The sequence below is a fragment of the Streptomyces sp. NPDC002536 genome (assembly GCF_053594995.1).
The window spans coordinates 1-15,575 of the sequence record NZ_JBSFWU010000009.1 but is presented as its reverse complement, the minus strand read 5'-3'; the positions used below and the strand labels follow the sequence as shown (position 1 = coordinate 15,575).

13 protein-coding genes and 1 pseudogene are annotated in these 15,575 nt (G+C 72.3%); 10 read left to right on the top strand and 4 right to left on the bottom strand.

What is annotated here, in order from left to right; genetic code table 11:
- Window positions 1–63: 63 nt before the first annotated feature.
- The 3 genes from ACWD4B_RS05545 to ACWD4B_RS05535 are packed head-to-tail and all read right to left on the bottom strand — an operon-like array spanning window position 64 to window position 3,242.
- Entirely contained in the window at window positions 64–738 is a 675-nt protein-coding gene (locus tag ACWD4B_RS05545; protein WP_451419546.1) for a calcium-binding protein, read from the bottom strand.
- Window positions 735–1,934, bottom strand: a complete 1,200-nt coding sequence (gene wecB / locus ACWD4B_RS05540; protein ID WP_451419545.1) for a non-hydrolyzing UDP-N-acetylglucosamine 2-epimerase — start codon at window positions 1,932–1,934, stop codon at window positions 735–737. The genes ACWD4B_RS05545 and wecB overlap by 4 nt, the downstream gene beginning before the upstream one ends.
- A 54-nt stretch (window positions 1,935–1,988) precedes the next feature.
- The gene (locus tag ACWD4B_RS05535; protein ID WP_451419544.1) at window positions 1,989–3,242 is read right to left on the bottom strand and encodes a glycosyltransferase; all 1,254 of its coding nucleotides are present in this window, start codon (window positions 3,240–3,242) and stop codon (window positions 1,989–1,991) included.
- 542 nt (window positions 3,243–3,784) lie between these two features.
- Here ACWD4B_RS05535 and ACWD4B_RS05530 point away from each other — a divergent pair.
- Both ACWD4B_RS05530 and ACWD4B_RS05525 read left to right on the top strand, forming a co-directional pair.
- Entirely contained in the window at window positions 3,785–5,674 is a 1,890-nt protein-coding gene (locus ACWD4B_RS05530) for a DUF2334 domain-containing protein (RefSeq protein WP_451419543.1), read from the top strand.
- Between the two features lie 5 nt (window positions 5,675–5,679).
- Complete coding sequence (locus tag ACWD4B_RS05525; RefSeq protein ID WP_451419611.1) at window positions 5,680–6,729, top strand: glycoside hydrolase family 113; 1,050 nt, start codon at window positions 5,680–5,682, stop codon at window positions 6,727–6,729.
- Window positions 6,730–6,735: 6 nt separating this feature from the next.
- Here ACWD4B_RS05525 and ACWD4B_RS05520 read toward each other — a convergent pair whose 3' ends face one another.
- Window positions 6,736–7,602 carry a hypothetical protein gene (locus ACWD4B_RS05520; protein WP_336412498.1) on the bottom strand — a complete coding sequence of 289 codons (867 nt, stop codon included), beginning with the start codon at window positions 7,600–7,602 and terminating at the stop codon, window positions 6,736–6,738.
- 327 nt (window positions 7,603–7,929) lie between these two features.
- Between ACWD4B_RS05520 and ACWD4B_RS05515 the strand changes: the two genes are divergently transcribed.
- The 8 genes and pseudogenes from ACWD4B_RS05515 to ACWD4B_RS05480 form a co-directional block, all read left to right on the top strand.
- A complete protein-coding gene (locus ACWD4B_RS05515; protein WP_451419542.1) occupies window positions 7,930–8,586 on the top strand; it encodes a hypothetical protein in 657 nt (218 codons plus the stop codon).
- Window positions 8,587–8,719: 133 nt separating this feature from the next.
- Window positions 8,720–9,397 carry a response regulator gene (locus ACWD4B_RS05510; RefSeq protein WP_451419541.1) on the top strand — a complete coding sequence of 226 codons (678 nt, stop codon included), beginning with the start codon at window positions 8,720–8,722 and terminating at the stop codon, window positions 9,395–9,397.
- Window positions 9,394–10,563 carry a sensor histidine kinase gene (locus tag ACWD4B_RS05505; RefSeq protein WP_451419540.1) on the top strand — a complete coding sequence of 390 codons (1,170 nt, stop codon included), beginning with the start codon at window positions 9,394–9,396 and terminating at the stop codon, window positions 10,561–10,563. Before ACWD4B_RS05510 ends, ACWD4B_RS05505 begins: the two co-directional genes overlap by 4 nt.
- A gap of 149 nt (window positions 10,564–10,712) precedes the next feature.
- Window positions 10,713–11,417: an MBL fold metallo-hydrolase gene (locus ACWD4B_RS05500; RefSeq protein ID WP_451419539.1), complete on the top strand. Its 705-nt coding sequence runs from the start codon at window positions 10,713–10,715 to the stop codon at window positions 11,415–11,417.
- A 208-nt stretch (window positions 11,418–11,625) separates the two neighbouring features.
- Window positions 11,626–12,462 carry a helix-turn-helix domain-containing protein gene (locus tag ACWD4B_RS05495; protein ID WP_451419538.1) on the top strand — a complete coding sequence of 279 codons (837 nt, stop codon included), beginning with the start codon at window positions 11,626–11,628 and terminating at the stop codon, window positions 12,460–12,462.
- Window positions 12,463–12,473: 11 nt separating this feature from the next.
- Window positions 12,474–12,794 carry a chorismate mutase gene (locus tag ACWD4B_RS05490; protein ID WP_336412492.1) on the top strand — a complete coding sequence of 107 codons (321 nt, stop codon included), beginning with the start codon at window positions 12,474–12,476 and terminating at the stop codon, window positions 12,792–12,794.
- 182 nt (window positions 12,795–12,976) lie between these two features.
- Entirely contained in the window at window positions 12,977–15,463 is a 2,487-nt protein-coding gene (gene pepN, locus ACWD4B_RS05485) for an aminopeptidase N (protein ID WP_451419537.1), read from the top strand.
- Window positions 15,464–15,482: 19 nt separating this feature from the next.
- Window positions 15,483–15,575: pseudogene (locus ACWD4B_RS05480) on the top strand (DUF2510 domain-containing protein); the annotation flags it as partial.

Below are 15,575 nucleotides of genomic sequence, written 5' to 3'. Positions count from 1 at the left end.
CCGCACGCGGCGCCTGCCCCGTCCCCGACCGGAGGGGCAGGCGCCGCGTTCACTCCTCCGGGTTCACTCCTCGCCGGGCGCGTGCGCCGACAGCGAGCCGAACACCACCCGGGCGTCCTCGGTGTAGACCCCGACGCTGCCGTGGAGGTACGGGCGCTCCTGGTCCCGGTAGGCGACCAGGCCCTTCTTGTCCACGCTCACCTCCACCAACGGCCCGCGCTGCGCGATCCGCACGTCCGAGGTGCGGCCGACGGGAAAGCTCCCGGGGCCCGTCGCCAGGAAGCGCTGCCCGCCCGGATAGGCGGGGTCGCGCTTGCCGAGTTCCCAGCCGTTGGGCTTGAGGGTGACGTAGTAGAAGTGCTCCGGGTCGGTGTACGCCCAGAGCAGCCACGGCACTTCCCACGGGTTGGGCTTCGGCGTGCGCAGCTGGGCGATCGTGCGCATCGTGGCCTCGTAGTCCACGTCGCCGTACTGCTGGGTCGAGACGATCAGGCCCGCGTGGGTCTCCCCGGGCTCCTTGGCCGGCCTGGGGGAGAGGACGAGCCCGTCGTGCCGTCCGATGTTCTCGCCGTGACCGTCGAAGACCGACCGCCACGGGCCGTGGACCGAGCCCTCGGCCCACGGCAGTTCCGGCGTGCCCCCGCCGCCGCCCCACAGTCCGTACGCCCCCAGGGCCAGGCCCACGACGGCGGCGACGGCGAGCAGGGCGCGGACGTACCGGCGGGGAACTCTCGTCATGCGGTCGAGTATGGCCCCGTCCCGTCCGCGTGCGGGGCGACCAGCGCGTCCGGCGCGGGAGTTGCGCCGGCGTCCGCACCGAAGTCCTCGGCCAGCTGGGCGATGATGCGTTCGGTGGCGTGCCCGTCGCCGAAGGGATTGCCGGCCGTCGCCATCCGCTCGTAGGCCGCCGCGTCGTCCAGCAGGTGGACGGCCGCGGTCAGGATGGCCTCCGGCTCGGTGCCCACCAGCCGTGCGGCACCCGCCTCGACCGCTTCTGGGCGTTCGGTGGTCGTGCGCAGCACCAGCGCGGGCTTGCCCAGGCTGGGCGCCTCCTCCTGGATCCCGCCCGAATCGGTGAGCACCAGGTCGCAGGCGGCCAGGGTCGCGGAGAAGTCGAGGTAGCCCAGCGGCTCCACGACGTGGATGTCCGGGTGCCCGCTCAGCTCGGGCAGCAGTGCGTCCCGCACGGCCGGGCTCTTGTGGAGCGGCAGCACGATCTCCACGTCGCCCCGGTCGGCGAGGCGCCGCAGCGCCTTGCCCATCTCCCGCATCTTGTGGCCCTGGTTCTCGCGGCGGTGCAGGGTGAGCAGCACGCGCCGCAGGCCGCTCTCGCTGCGGAAGACGCTGCGGCCGACGCCTTCTTCCAGCACCCACAGCAGGTTGTCGATGACGGTGTTGCCGGTGGTGAACACCTCACTGGCGGGCACGCCCTCGTCCGTCAAGTGCCGTGCGGCGCGCGGGGTGGGGGCGAAGTGCCAGCGGGCGATGCGGCCTATGAGGCGGCGGTTGAGCTCCTCGGGGAACGGGTTGTCGAGCACGCCGGTGCGCAGCCCGGCCTCGACGTGGGCGACGGGGATGTGCTCGTAGAAGGCGGCGAGGGCGCCGGTGAGGGCGCTGGTGGTGTCGCCCTGGACGACGACCACGTCGGGGCGTTCGGCGCGGACGACCTCGCCGAGCCCCTCCACCAGGCGGGCGGTCAGCTGGGAGAGTTCCTGCCGCTCGCGCATGACGTCGAGCTCCACGCAGGCCTCGACCTGCAGGAGTTCGAGCATCTGGTGCAGCATCTCGCGGTGCTGCCCGGTGGTGACGACGAGGGGTTCGAACAGCGGTGACGCGGCCATCGCGCGCGCGACGGGCGCGAGCTTGATGGCCTCGGGGCGGGTGCCCAGCACGAGCATGGCGCGTACGGGCGCGGTGACGATGTCCGTGGACATGATGCTCCCTGGAAAGGAGTTGCTGCGGGTGGAGGGAGTAGGCGGAGCCGCCGGTCAGGTGCGCGCGGTCTTGAGCCAGGTCTGCTTGCCCGTCAGCATCCGCCACAGGCCCCACCATCCGGCGGCGAACCAGATGTAGCCGTAGAGGACGAAGGCGTGCGAGAGCAGGACGGCGCGGCCCAGCCCGACTTCGCGTTCGCGGCGGGAGTACACCCAGCCGTAGCCGTAGGCGGCGGTGAAGGACAGCAGATAGGGGCCGATGATCCACATCGGGGACACCAGCAGGTGCCCGGCCTCGACGGAGCCGACGACGGCGCCGGCGGTGGCGACGACGAAGGACAGCGGCAGCAGCGAGGTGAGCAGGATGAGCACCGGGCTGGAGAGGTGGTAGAGCAGGTCCACCGCGGCCCGGCCGGGGATCTCGCGCAGGATCATCGGCACCAGGTTCGCCGACTGCAGGTGGCCCTGGAACCAGCGGGAGCGCTGCCGCACCAGGCGCTTGACGTCGAGCACGGCCTGCTGGGAGACCGCGGCGGTGGTGCAGTGCTGGTTGGTCCAGCCGCGGGCGATGAGCCGCACCCCGAGGTCGAGGTCCTCGGTGAGGGAGTCGCTCCAGGGGCCCCGGCTGTGTGCCGTGGAGAGGGTGTCGAGCGCGGCCAGCCGCATGAACTGGCCGTTGCCGCCCATCCCGACGCTGCCGATGTAGCGCCGGGCGCTCTGGAAGATGTCGCCGTAGATGACGAACTCCATGTCCTGGAGCCGGGCGAGGAGTCCCTTGTGGCGGTTGTACATCCGCACGCCGACCTGGGTGGCGCCGGTGCGCGGGTCGTCGAAGTAGGGGTCGACGGCCTGGATGACGTGCTGGTCCAGCCGGCCGTCGGCGTCCACGACGCAGACGATGACGTCACGCGGGTCGTAGCCGTCGAGGATGCCGGAGCTGCGGAGGTGGTGGATGCCGTTGTTGAGGGCGGCGCCCTTGCCCTTGCGGGCGTTGGGCAGTTGCCGTTGCAGCAGGTGGACCCGCTGGGGGTCGGCGGCGCGGGCTATGTCGGCCGTGCGGTCGTCGGAGGCGTCGTCGATGACGAGGGCCAGGAAGTTTCCGGCGGGCAGGGCGGTGATGCGGGCCAGGCTCTCCGCGAGGACCTTCTCCTCGTTCAGACAGGCGAGGAGGAAGACGTAGATCCGCTGGGTGCGCGGGGACCGCGCGTGCCGGATCCGGCGCCTGGAGAGCACGAACATACCGGTGTTGTACGTGCCGGCCATCACGATGAGGCCGATGCTCGCCCAGAGCATGAGTTCAGTGATCATCAATGGTCACCGGCATTCCGAGCCAGAAACCATATCTTTGCCGAAAGAATGACGATTGCAGTGGTGCAGTAGAGCAGAAACCCTACCCCGGCGACTTCCTGCAGGGCCCGGGCAAAGGGTATGCCCGGGAGCACCTCCGGGGCCGCCGTCAGTCCCGCCAAAGGCAGGACCGACCCCAGAGCTGGTTTTCCGTACATGGGTTCCCCCCCATTTTCCGCCCCGAGTGGGGCGATGGCTCGGAAGGTATCAGACAGAACTGAAGTTTCGATGTGAATGATGGGAGTTGTTGGATCGGAACATCAAGTTCTGGCTACCAACCGGTTGTTATGGCAGGTGAGGGCGGCGCTGTGACGAGTGGGATCCATGGTCTGCACCAATTCCGCGACGGCAATTGCCTATTCCGGACCGTACGTGCCCGTTGACACCGGTCCCGGCCGCCACAACAATCAGCCACCTGCCGGGACCGCTGTGCCCTCGGCGATCGGCCGTCGGGGGGCGGATCCGTTCCGGGTAAAGCCTGTTCAATCAGGGGGGAACGAAAAATGAAAAACCTGAGGCGGAGACCACGGGTATTCCTGGTCTCGCTCGTCGCCCTGGTGGCCGCCGCACTCTTCGGCGGCTTCGTGCTCACCGGCGGCGCCCAGGCGTCGATAGCAGGGCCGGGCGGGAAGAAGCCCGGACCCTCGCACGCGCTCAAAGGCGTCGGCCCCGCCGCCCTTTCCGCCGCCGGCACCAAGGACCTCAAGGCCTGGGCCGCCGACCAGCTGAAGACCGACGGGATCCGGCGCAACCACGCTCTCGTCGTCCGGGCCGCCGCCCCGGCGAAGACGGCCGCGAAGAAGGCGGCCACGGCCAAGCCGGCAACAGTGAAGACGGCGACCGTCAGGCCGCTGGCGGCGACCGCCGCCTCCGGCACCTCGGCGCTCGTCCTCTACGACACCACGGGCCCGTACGGCTCCCTCGGCGAGCTCTACGCCATGGCTCTCGCCAACCTCTCCGGCCACTTCGGCACCGTGACCTCCAAGCCCGTCTCCGCCTACACGGCCGGGATGGTCGAGCAGTACACCGCCACCGTCTATGTCGGCTCGACGTACTACGGCGGTTCCGTCCCGGACGCGATTCCCGCGGCCTTCTACCGGGACGCCATGGCGACCTCCAAGCCGGTGACCTGGATCGGCGACAACATCTGGAACATGGCGAACACCAACGGGATTCCAGCCTTCGAGCAGAAGTACGGCTGGGACCCCACCAACTCGTACTTCGAGGTCAACGGGTCCGTCGGCAACATCAACCAGGTCTCGTACAAGGGCCAGTCGCTCACCCGCACCATCCCGGCCGGCTTCGACGGCGGCATCCTGCACCCCGCGATCCTCAGCGGTGCGAACTACCCGCAGGTCACCCAGCTCGCACAGGCCACCGACGCCAACTCCGGCACCACCAGCCCCTGGGCGATCCGTTCGGGGAACCTCACCTACGTGACGGAGATCCCCTTCTCCTACGTCTCCGAGTCCGACCGCGTCATCGTCATGGAGGACCTCCTCTTCGACGCGCTCGCCCCGGCCACCACCGAGCGGCACCGGGCCTTCGTCCGGCTGGAGGACATCAGCCCCGCCTCGGACCCGACGCAGCTGCGCACCATGGCCGACTACCTGTACTCGCAGAAGATCCCCTACGGGATCAACGTCATCCCCGAGTACACCGACCCCAAGGGCGTCTACAACAACGGGACCCCGCAGACGATCACCCTGGCCCAGGCCCCGCAGGTGGTCGCCGCGCTGAAGTACATGCTCCAGCGCGGCGCGGTCCTGATGAACCACGGCTTCACCCACCAGTACAGCAACGTCAACAACCCCTACACCGGCGTCACGGCCGACGACTTCGAGTTCTTCCGCGCCCACATCGACGCGAACAACAACGTCGTCTACGACGGCCCGCCGGCCGAGGACTCCACGGTCTGGGCGCAGACCCGGGTCACCTCCGCGCTGGGGCTGTTCGCCGCGGCCGGGCTGCCCAAGCCGGCGCTGTGGACCACTCCGCACTACGCCGCCTCGGCCGCCGACTACCGGGTCTTCGGACAGAACTACACGGCACGGCTGGAGCGTTCGCTGTACTTCGCGGGGACGCTGAGCGGCGGCCAGGTGAACGCCTCCCAGTACATCGGCCAGTTCTTCCCGTACGCGGTGAAGGACGTCTACGGTACGACCGTGCTCCCCGAGAACATCGGCAACTACGAGCCGCTGCCCTACAACAACCACCCGGCCCGGCTGCCCGCCGACCTGATCGCCTCGGCCAAGGCCAACCTGGCGGTGCGTGACGGCGTGGCCAGCTTCTTCTACCACCCGTACTACGACGTGGCGCCGCTGCAGCAGACGATCGACGGCATCAAGGCCCTCGGTTACACCTTCGTCGGCCCCACGGACCTGGCCCAGTGAACGCGATGAAGAGGGCGGCCGCGGTGCTGTCGGCCCTGGCCGCCCTCTTCGTCGCAGGCTGCTCGTCCGACGGCGGCGGGTCGCCGTCCGGCCACGGCAGCAGCAGCCGCCCCGACGACAGGAAGGGGAACGGGATGCGCGGCATGACGCTCCCGGCGTGGAACACCGACGACTACAGCAGTCCGCAGGCCGGCCCGTACCTCAAGCAGATCGCCTCCACCGGCGCCCGCTGGGTGGTCTTCACCCCCACCTGGTACCAGGACAAGGTCACCGACTCGGAGATCCGCACCACCGAGGAGACCGCCGACGACAAGAGCCTGCGGCACATCATCGGCCTCGCCCACGCCGCCGGCCTCAAGACCATGATCAAGCCGCACATCGACCTGGTGAAGGGCGGCGACCGCGCCGAGATCAGACCGCGCGACCCGGACGCGTGGTTCGGCGCGTACCAGCGCTGCATCACCCACTACGCCGACCTGGCCACCGCCACCGGCGTCGAACAGTTCTCGGTCGGCACCGAGTTGGCGGGCACCTCGCAGGACGGCGACCACTGGAGCGAGGTCATCGCGGACGTCCGCAAGCACTACAAGGGCCCGCTCACCTATGCGGCCAACTACGACGAGTACCGGAAGATCCCCTTCTGGAGGGACCTCGACGTCATCGGCATCGACGCGTACTGGCCGCTGGGCGACAAGGCCACCACGGACACGGCGCGGCTGCGCCAGGCGTGGCAGCCGATCGCCGAGGACCTCGCGGCGTTCTCGGCGAAGCAGGGCCGCAAGATCCTCTTCACGGAGGCGGGTTACGTCAGCCAGAAGGGCACGACCACGGCCCCGTACTCGTGGACCGTCAGCAAGCGGGACGGCGATGCGGAACAGGCCGCCGGATACGAGGCGTTGCTGGCGACGTTCCACGGCAAGCCGTGGTGGGCCGGGGTGTGCTGGTGGATGTGGGACGACTGGCCGGACACGGGGGAGACGGCGAAGCGGCTCGCCTACACGCCGCACGGCAAGCCGGCGGAGAAGGTGCTGCGGAAGTGGTGGGGGAGGGGCTGAGCACCCCTACGTCTCGCACTCCAGCACGGAACCGCACAGCCCGCAGCGGGCCCGCACCCGGCCCGCGACCGGCACCCGTATGCGCTGATGGCACGTCGGGCACGGGAACGTGACCCGCACCGGGTCACGGCCCTCGAAGGCGTACCCCGCGTGCGCCGCCCCCGCGCGCCGGTCGCGCGCGTACCGGTGCCGCCCCCACCGCCCGGCGGCCGCCAGCGGCGGCTGCCGCGCGTCCTCCCGCGCCCGCGCGGCCCCGGCGGTGTACGCCTCGTACGCCTGCGGGCTGGTGAACCACGGCGCCGGGTCCTCCCCGAACGCCAGCGCCCGCTTGGCGAGCACGTAGCCGAACTCCTCCGGCGTGAGGTAGCCCAGCTTCTGCGTCGAGACCGACGACTCGCGGTACGCGTCCAGCAGCAGCCACCCGGCCCCGAGGTAGGCGGACGCCGTGTCCGTGAGGATCTCGTTGTCGCGGGTGCCCGCGAACTCCAGGCCGAGCCGGTGCAGATAGACGTGCATCACCTCGTGCGCGAGCGCCGCGCCGATGTCCCTGCGGTGGGTCTTGAAGCGGGGGTTGAGCTCGATGAAGTACTCGGGCCCGGCGGCGAGTTCGATGCTGCCCGCGTGCCGCATCTCCTTGAAGCTGACGATCATCCGCGCGTCGGGCAGCCGCAGGTGCCGCACCATCACGCCCGCGACGCGCTGGACGCCCAGATAGGGGTCCTCGTCGTCGGAGAAGGCCACCTCGAAGGGCAGCACGCTCGCGTCGAAGGTGCGCACGGTGTCGGGGGAGAGCCGTCTGTACAGCGCGGTGATGGCGGACCGCACGGTCTCCAGATGCGGGAACCCGTGCTGGATCTCGATGTCCGTGCCCACGCGTGACCACCCCCGTGCTTCGCGGCCGCCCCCACTGCTGCCCTTCCACCTTACGGGTCCGGACACCCGCCGACCGGGCGTGCGCCGTAACCGCCCGCGGAAGGAATCCCGTTGCCCGTCCACCCCCCGCGCCGCCCGGACGGCCCAGTCGCCGCACCCCCGCCCGGGTAACCCGTCCGCGCGACCTCGGGATGACCCGGACGAGCACGGATCATCCTTTCGGCCGAGCCGGGAATGGTCGGACAGTCGAGGTGTGCGGAGGGCGGAGGTCCGTAACGTAGGGGGGTGCAAGCCGTCCCTGACGCACCTGCAAGGAAAGGCACCCCCGTGTCCGTGAAGTCCCGCATCGCCGCCGCCGCGGTTCTCGGCGCGGCCGCCGCCGCCCTCGCCGGGCCGGCGGCCACGGCCTCCGCAGCGGACAAGGACACCCGCCACGGGCACCCGGCCACCGTCCACCAGGTGCAGCTCCCCGACGGCAGCCGGGCCCGGCTGCGCACCGGCGGCGACGGCACGAGCGTGACCGTCACCTCCGACGGCCGCCCGGCCCGCACCCTCGACACCACCCGGCCCTCGGCCGACCTCGAACGGCTCCACCTGCGGATCCTCGGCGGCGACACCGCGCGCCCCACGCTGCGCGCCCAGCTCGACGGCGCCCGCGAGGCGAACTACTACGACTTCGCCTCCGGCTCCCTGCGCCACACCCCGGACCGCCCGGCCGGCACCGGACACCACGCGCACCAGGCGCCCGCAGCGCACCGCCACAGCCGCCACCACGAGCTGTCCGCCAACCCCGTCAAGCGCGTCGTCGACGCGGGCGAGGTCATCAAGGGCCGGCAGCACGACCTCGGCAGGCCCGCCCTCGCGGGCGGCGCCGCGCTCCTCGCCCTCGGCGGCGGGGCCTACGGCATCCGGCGCCTCGTGGTGCGCCGCAACGCCGCCCGGGCCCGGCAGGCGCAGGCCGACGCCGGGCAGCAGGGCGCATGACGGCCGCCTGACCCCCGCCGCCCGGCCGCGGCGCGCTGCGGTTGCGGCGCGGGGGCACCCCCGATGACATGACAGGACACGGTCCGGCACGGCGAGGGCCGTCGACGACCCAGGACGCAGGGACGAGGACAGCATGGCGATCACGGTGGTCATCGCGGACGACCAGGAGATGGTCCGCACCGGCTTCCGGATGATCCTGGAGAGCCAGCCCGACATCGAGGTCGTGGCCGACGTCGTGGACGGCGAGGCGGCCCTGGAGGCCGTCGAACGGCACCGGCCCGACGTGCTGCTCCTCGACATCCGGATGCCCAAGCTCGACGGCCTGGAGGTCACCCGCCGACTCTCCGCCCTCTCCGCCGCCGACCCCGACCGCGCCCAGCGCCCCCGGATCGTCATCGTCACCACCTTCGACCTGGACGAATACGTGCACACCGCACTGCGCAACGGCGCCTCCGGCTTCCTGCTCAAGGACGCCAGCCCCGCGATGCTCGTCGAGGCCGTCCACGCCGCCGCCGTCGGCGACTCCCTCATCTCGCCCGCGATCACCGTCCGGCTGCTGCGCGACATGGCCCCCGCCGGCTCGCCGAGCACCGCCCGGCAGCCCTCCGAGCCGCTCACCGACCGCGAGGCCGACGTCGTGCGCTGCCTGGCGCGCGGGGCGACGAACGCGGAGATCGCGGCCGAACTGTTCGTCTCCCTGTCCACGGTCAAGACCCACCTGGCCAACGTGCAGCTGAAGCTCGACGCCCGGAACCGGGTGGAGATCGCCGCCTGGGCCTGGGAGAGCGGACTGGCCCCGGGCGGAGCGTGAGCAGATGGGCCGGGTGGGCGGCCCGGCACCCCCGGCGGGCCGCCCTGGCCAAGGCCGCCTTCGGCCTCTTCCTGCTCGGCATCGTCGCCTTCGAGGGCGCCGTCCTGGCCCGGCAGCCCAGCCCGCCGCACGCCATGGTGCTGGCCGCGGGCGTGACCGTCTGCCTGTGCGCTGTGCCCTACAGCTGGATCCCGCTGGAGGTGCGGGCCACCGTCGCCGTCGCCGTCTCGCTCACCACCTCCGCGGTCCTCATGATCGGTACCCACCCGGGTGTCGTCTGGGGCGCGGGCGAGGACATCGCTCTGCTCGTCCTGCTGACCGGCGTCGTCCAGCGCTGCACCACGCGCGTCGCCGGGGTCCTCGGGCCGCTGCTCGCCCTCGCGGCCGTCGCCGCGCCCATGCGCGACCTCCATCCCGCCCGGTTCACGGTGGTGTTCGGCACCCTGGCCGCGGTCGTCGGCGCCTACTCGCTGCTGCTGCGCGGCCAGGCCACGCAGCGGCTGCGCGACATGGCGGCCGTGCGGACCGCCGAGCGCCTGGAGCTCGCGCGGGAGTTGCACGACCTCGTCGCGCACCACGTCACCGGCATCGCCGTGCAGGCCCAGGCCGCCCGCTTCACCTCCCTCGACGGCGCCGCCGCCGCCCGGGCGTTCGAGCGCATCGAGACCTCCGCGAGCGAGGCGCTCAGCGCGATGCGCCGCCTGGTGGGCGTGCTGCGCGAGGGCGAGGCCGAGACCGTGCCCGTCGCGGGCCTGCCCGAGGTCCGCGAACTGGCCGATGCGTTCGCCCGCACCGGCCCGCCCGTCGCCCTCTACATCGAGCAGGGCATGGAGACCTGGCTCCCCGGGGAGGTCGCGGCGGGCGTGCACCGCATCGTCCGCGAGGCCCTGACCAACATCCGCAAGCACGCCGCCGACGCCACTGCCGTGCGCATCGGGGTGCGGGGGGTCGCCGAAGGCGTGGAACTGCGCATCGCCGACGACGGCAAGCACGCGGCGCCGCTCTCCGAGCAGGCGCTGGGCGGGGGGTTCGGGCTGATCGGGCTGGCCGAGCGGGCCAAGGCGATGGGCGGCCGGCTGGCCGCGGGGCCGGCTCCTGAGGGGGGGTGGCAGGTGACGGCCGTCTTTCCCGTGGCCCGCGGCTCCGAAGGGGCGCGGGCCGACTGAATCTGCGGCTCCGCCGCGTGGGCGCGACCAGCCACGGACGACCCGCAGTCGACGAACCACCCCTGAACAACTGGAGGTTCACCTCTGGCGCAATCCGCCGACGGCGCAAACCCACGCCGGAACGGCCGACTTCGGCCTAGCGTCAGGCCATGGACATCACCCCCGTCACCGACCGCATCTGGATGCTCCGCTTCCCCGTCGGCCAGGCCTACGCCCTGCGCCTGGCCGACGCCGGCTGGGCCCTGGTCGACGCCGGGCTGCCCGGGTACGCCGACGAGATCCTCGACGCCCTCGGCGGTCTGGGGGCGGCCCCCGAGGACCTGCGCGACATCGTGCTGACCCACGCCCACTTCGACCACACCGGCTCCGCCGCCGAGCTCGCCGCCGCCACCGGCGCCCGCGTCCTGGCCGGTGCCGCGGACGCGCCCGTCGTCCGCGGCGACGCGCCCGGGCCCGAACCCGTCCTGGGGGACTGGGAGATACCGGTGTTCGAGGCCGTCCACGCGACCCTGCCGCTGCCGCACGCGGCCCCGCCCTGCCCCGTCGACGTGGAACTCGCCGACGGCGACACCCTCGACTGGGGCGAGGAGGTCCGCGTCGTCCACGTCCCGGGCCACACGCCGGGCAGCATCGCCCTGCATCTGCCGTCCTCCGGCGTGCTGTTCACCGGCGACACCATCGCCAACGTCCAGCAGCTGATGCCCGGCGTCTTCAACCTCGACCAGGAGCAGACGCTCGCCTCCTTCCGGCGGCAGGCCGAACTCGACGTGGAGACGGCCTGCTTCGGGCACGGGGACCCGATCGTCGGGGGAGCGGGGGCGGCGCTGCGGGCGGTCGTCCCGACCGCCGCCTGAACCCGGCCCGACACGGGTTCGGCCCTGATGGCTTCACGGTGCACCGATTCGGGCAAGAACTCTGCACAGGGATCCGTCCAGGAGCCCGTCCCGTTGGCCACCGTCATCGGCCGGTGACCAGGGGGACGCGGTCCCGCCGCGCCCCCTCCGCCTCCCCCGCTCCGCCGCCCTCTGGCGGGGGAGGGAACTCGTGTACGAAGATCTGCGCGTGCATCACACATGGATGCGGTACTTCACCCCCGGACCGGTCCATCACCGGCTCGGCCTGGTCTGCCTCGGCGTCGGCCTGCAGCACGGCGCCCTGCCCTCCGTCGGCCCCCGCACCCTCGGCCACCACGTGGCCGTCGTCATCGGTGCCGGGACCGGCTGGTGCCGCACGCCCGACGGCCGTACCCACCCCGTCACCGCCCCCGCCCTCCTCTGGCTCGTCCCCGGCGTGCCGCACCACTACGGCGCCGCTCCCGGCAGCGGATGGGACGAGGCCTTCGTCGGCTTCACCGGCCCCGCCGTCGCCGCCTACACCGAACTCGGCTGCATCGAGCCCGACCGCCCCGTCGTGCCCCTCACCGACGCCGCCGGTCCGCGCGCCGCCGTCGCCCGCATCGCCCGCGCCGCCCGCCGCGGCAACCCCCTGCTGGAGATCGAGACCTCCGCGGGCGTCCACGAGCTCCTGGTGGCCCTGCGCCGTGCCCGTGCCGGCCCGGACGGCGAGGGGGACCCCGTGCTGCAGGCCCTGGCGCGTGACGCGTTCCTGCCGCTGTCCGTCACCCAGCACGCCGCCCGGCACGGCATGACCCCCGCCGAACTGCGCTCCGCCGTCCGCCGCGGCGCCGGGTGCGGACCCAAGGACTACCTCCTGGGCATCCGCCTGGGCCGGGCCAAGGAACTGCTGGCCGCCACCGAACTGTCCGTCGCCGCCGTCGCCCGGCGCGTCGGCTACGACGACCCCGCCTACTTCAGCCGTCTCTTCACGCGCCGTGTCGGCACCGCTCCCGTCCGCTTCCGTGCCCGGCAGAGTGCGGCCGGACCACCGTGTTCCGCCTAGGCTGGGGTCGCATGAACGACAGTGCCGCCAACGCCCCCGCCCTGGACGCGTCCGTCCGCGCCGAGCTGAACCGTCTGCGCGACAGCATCGACAACATCGACGCAGCAGTGATCCACATGCTCGCCGAGCGCTTCAAATGCACCCAGCAGGTCGGCCACCTCAAGGCCGCCCACAAGATGCCGCCCGCCGACCCCGGCCGCGAGGCCCGTCAGATCGCGCGCCTGCGGGAGCTCGCGGAGAACGCCAAGCTGGATCCCGCTTTCGCGGAGAAGTTTCTCAACTTCATCATTGCCGAGGTGATCCGGCACCACGAGACCATCGCGCGGGCGTAGGCCTTGCAGGGGCCTGCGCCCCGTCAGGGGCGCGGGGAACTGCGCGAGCAACCCCCACCGGCCCGCAGCCGACGCACCACCCTGGCACGGCACGTCATCTGCGGGCGCGTCGTGGCCGATCGCGCAGTTCCCCGCGCCCCTGACGGGGCGCAAGTCCCTGGCCATGCGGCAAGCTGAGGCACATGCCCGTATTGACGCGCGCCGAAGCGCAGGACCGAGCCGCCCTCCTCGACGTCCACCACTACCGCATCGAACTGGACCTCACCCCCGGTGAGACCCTCGGCTCCACCACCGTCATCCGCTTCACCGCCCGCACCGCCGGCACCACCTTCGTCGAACTCAAGCCCGCCACCCTGCACCGCGCCGCCCTCGACGGACAGGCCCTCGACCCCGCCGCCCTCGACGACAACCGCCTTCCGCTCACCCTCACCGAGGGCGAGCACGAACTCCGCGTCGAGGCGGACATGCGCTACTCCCGCACCGGCGAGGGCATGCACCGCTTCACCGACCCGGCCGACGGCGAGACCTACGTCTACACCCAGCTGTTCATGGAGGACGTCCAGCGCGTCTTCGCCGCCTTCGACCAGCCCGACCTCAAGGCCGTCTTCGCCCTCGCCGTGACGGCCCCGCCGCACTGGACCGTCCTCGGCAACGGCGTCGCCCGCCCGGCCGGCGACGGCCGCTGGGAACTCGCCCCCACCCCGCCCGTCAGCACCTACCTCGTCGCCGTCGCCGCGGGCCCCTGGCACTCCGTCCGCACCGAGCACGCCGGACTGCCCTTCGGCATCCACTGCCGCCGCTCCCTCGCCGCCCACCTGGACGCCGACGCCGAGGAGATCCTCGGCATCACCCGCCGCTGCTACGACCGCTACCACGAGAAGTTCACCGAGCCGTACCCCTTCGACTCCTACGACCAGGCCTTCGTCCCCGAGTTCAACGCCGGGGCCATGGAGAACCCCGGACTGGTCACCTTCCGCGACGAGTTCGTCTTCCGCTCCGCCGTCACCGACACCGAGCGCCAGACCCGCGCGGTGGTCATCGCCCACGAGATGGCCCACATGTGGTTCGGCGACCTCGTCACCCTGAAGTGGTGGGACGACATCTGGCTCAACGAGTCCTTCGCCGAGTACATGGGCTACCAGACCCTCGTCGAGACCGGCGACTTCCCCGACACCTGGACCGACTTCGGCATCTCCCGCAAGGGCTGGGGCTACGACGCCGACCAGCGCCCCTCCACCCACCCCGTCGCCCCCGACCCCGACGCCGTCCCCGACACCGCCTCCGCGCTGACCAACTTCGACGGCATCTCCTACGCCAAGGGCGCCAGCGCCCTGCGCCAACTCGCCGCCTGGCTCGGCGAGAAGGAGTTCCTCGCCGGCATCAACGACCACTTCACCCGGCACCGGTTCGGCAACGCCACCCTCGCCGACTTCCTCGACTCCCTCGCCCGCGCCACCGACCGCGACGTCCACGGCTGGGCCCGCTCCTGGCTGCGCACCACCGGCGTCGACACCCTCACTCCCGACGTCACCGAGGAGGACGGCCACTGGCGCCTCGCCGTCCGCCACGACGGCAGCCGCCCGCACCGCATCACCGTCGGCCTCTACGACCACGACCCCGCCGAACCCGGGCGGCTCGTGCCCCGCACACCGGTCGAGGCCGACCTGCCCGGCACCCCTGGCCCCCCTGGCTTCGTATTCCCCGGCCGCCGCCCCGACCTGCTCCTGCTCAACGACGGCGACCTCACCTACGCCAAGGTCCGGCTCGACCCCGGCTCCTGGGACACCGCCCTGGACGCCCTGTCCGGACTGCCCGGCGCCCTCGGCCGCGCCGTCGTCTGGAACGCCGCCCGCGACATGGTCCGCGACGGCGAACTCGCCCCCGCCGCCTACCTCCGCGCCGCCCGCGCCCACTTGCCCCGCGAACACGACAACGCGATCGTCCAGGGCGTGCTCGCCTTTGCCCGCACGCAGATCGCGGACCTCTACCTCCCGGCGGACGAACGCCCCGAGGCGCTGGCCGGGTTGCGGGCCCTCAGCCGCGACCTGCTGGAGCGTTCCCCTGCCCCCGGGGTGCGGCTGACCGCCGTCCGTACGCTGATCGCCAGTGCGCTGCGCCCCGACGTCCTGCGCGAGTGGCTCGCCGCGGACACCGTGCCCGGCGGCCCCGTCCTCGACCCCGAACTGCGCTGGCGCATCCTCACCCGCCTCGCCGTCCTCGGCGCCCTCACCCCGGCCGGGATCGACGCCGAACTCGCCCGCGACCCCAGCGCCACCGGCCACGAGGGCGCTGCGCGCTGCCGTGCGGCCCTGCCGGACCAGGCCGCCAAGGAGGCGGCCTGGCAGGCCATGTTCGCCACGGACGACCTCTCCAACTACCTGTTCGCGGCCACCGCGCAGGGCTTCTGGCAGCCCGAACAGCTCGACCTCGTCCGTCCGTTCAGGGACCGCTACTACCCTGCGGTGGTCGCTCTGGCCGCCCGCCGGGGCCCGGCCATCGCCGAGGCGGCGGGCCGCAGTGCGTTCCCGCTGACGCTGGTCGAGGCGGAGACGCTGCGGCTGGGCGAGGAATGCCTGCGCGGCGCCGACCCCATTCCGTCGCTGCGCCGCAAGCTGGTCGACCAACTGGACGACCTGGGCCGGGCGTTGCGGATCCGCCGGGCCGGCTAGGCGGGGTTCTCGGCGTTCCGACCCCTCCATTCCCGGATATATCCGTTACTGGAGCGGTACCGCCTGGGTGCCCGGCACCAGCCGGCCCGCGCCCTCCGAGGGGGAGCCGATG

Excerpts from the sequence above, each read along its gene's own strand:
- ACWD4B_RS05545 (WP_451419546.1), bottom strand. The coding sequence starts at position 738 with ATGACGAGAGTTCCCCGCCGGTACGTCCGCGCCCTGCTCGCCGTCGCC.
- wecB (WP_451419545.1), bottom strand. The coding sequence starts at position 1,934 with ATGTCCACGGACATCGTCACCGCGCCCGTACGCGCCATGCTCGTGCTG.
- ACWD4B_RS05535 (WP_451419544.1), bottom strand. The coding sequence starts at position 3,242 with ATGATCACTGAACTCATGCTCTGGGCGAGCATCGGCCTCATCGTGATG.
- ACWD4B_RS05530 (WP_451419543.1), top strand. The coding sequence starts at position 3,785 with ATGAAAAACCTGAGGCGGAGACCACGGGTATTCCTGGTCTCGCTCGTC.
- ACWD4B_RS05525 (WP_451419611.1), top strand. The coding sequence starts at position 5,680 with ATGAAGAGGGCGGCCGCGGTGCTGTCGGCCCTGGCCGCCCTCTTCGTC.
- ACWD4B_RS05510 (WP_451419541.1), top strand. The coding sequence starts at position 8,720 with ATGGCGATCACGGTGGTCATCGCGGACGACCAGGAGATGGTCCGCACC.
- ACWD4B_RS05500 (WP_451419539.1), top strand. The coding sequence starts at position 10,713 with ATGGACATCACCCCCGTCACCGACCGCATCTGGATGCTCCGCTTCCCC.
- ACWD4B_RS05490 (WP_336412492.1), top strand. The coding sequence starts at position 12,474 with ATGAACGACAGTGCCGCCAACGCCCCCGCCCTGGACGCGTCCGTCCGC.
- pepN (WP_451419537.1), top strand. The coding sequence starts at position 12,977 with ATGCCCGTATTGACGCGCGCCGAAGCGCAGGACCGAGCCGCCCTCCTC.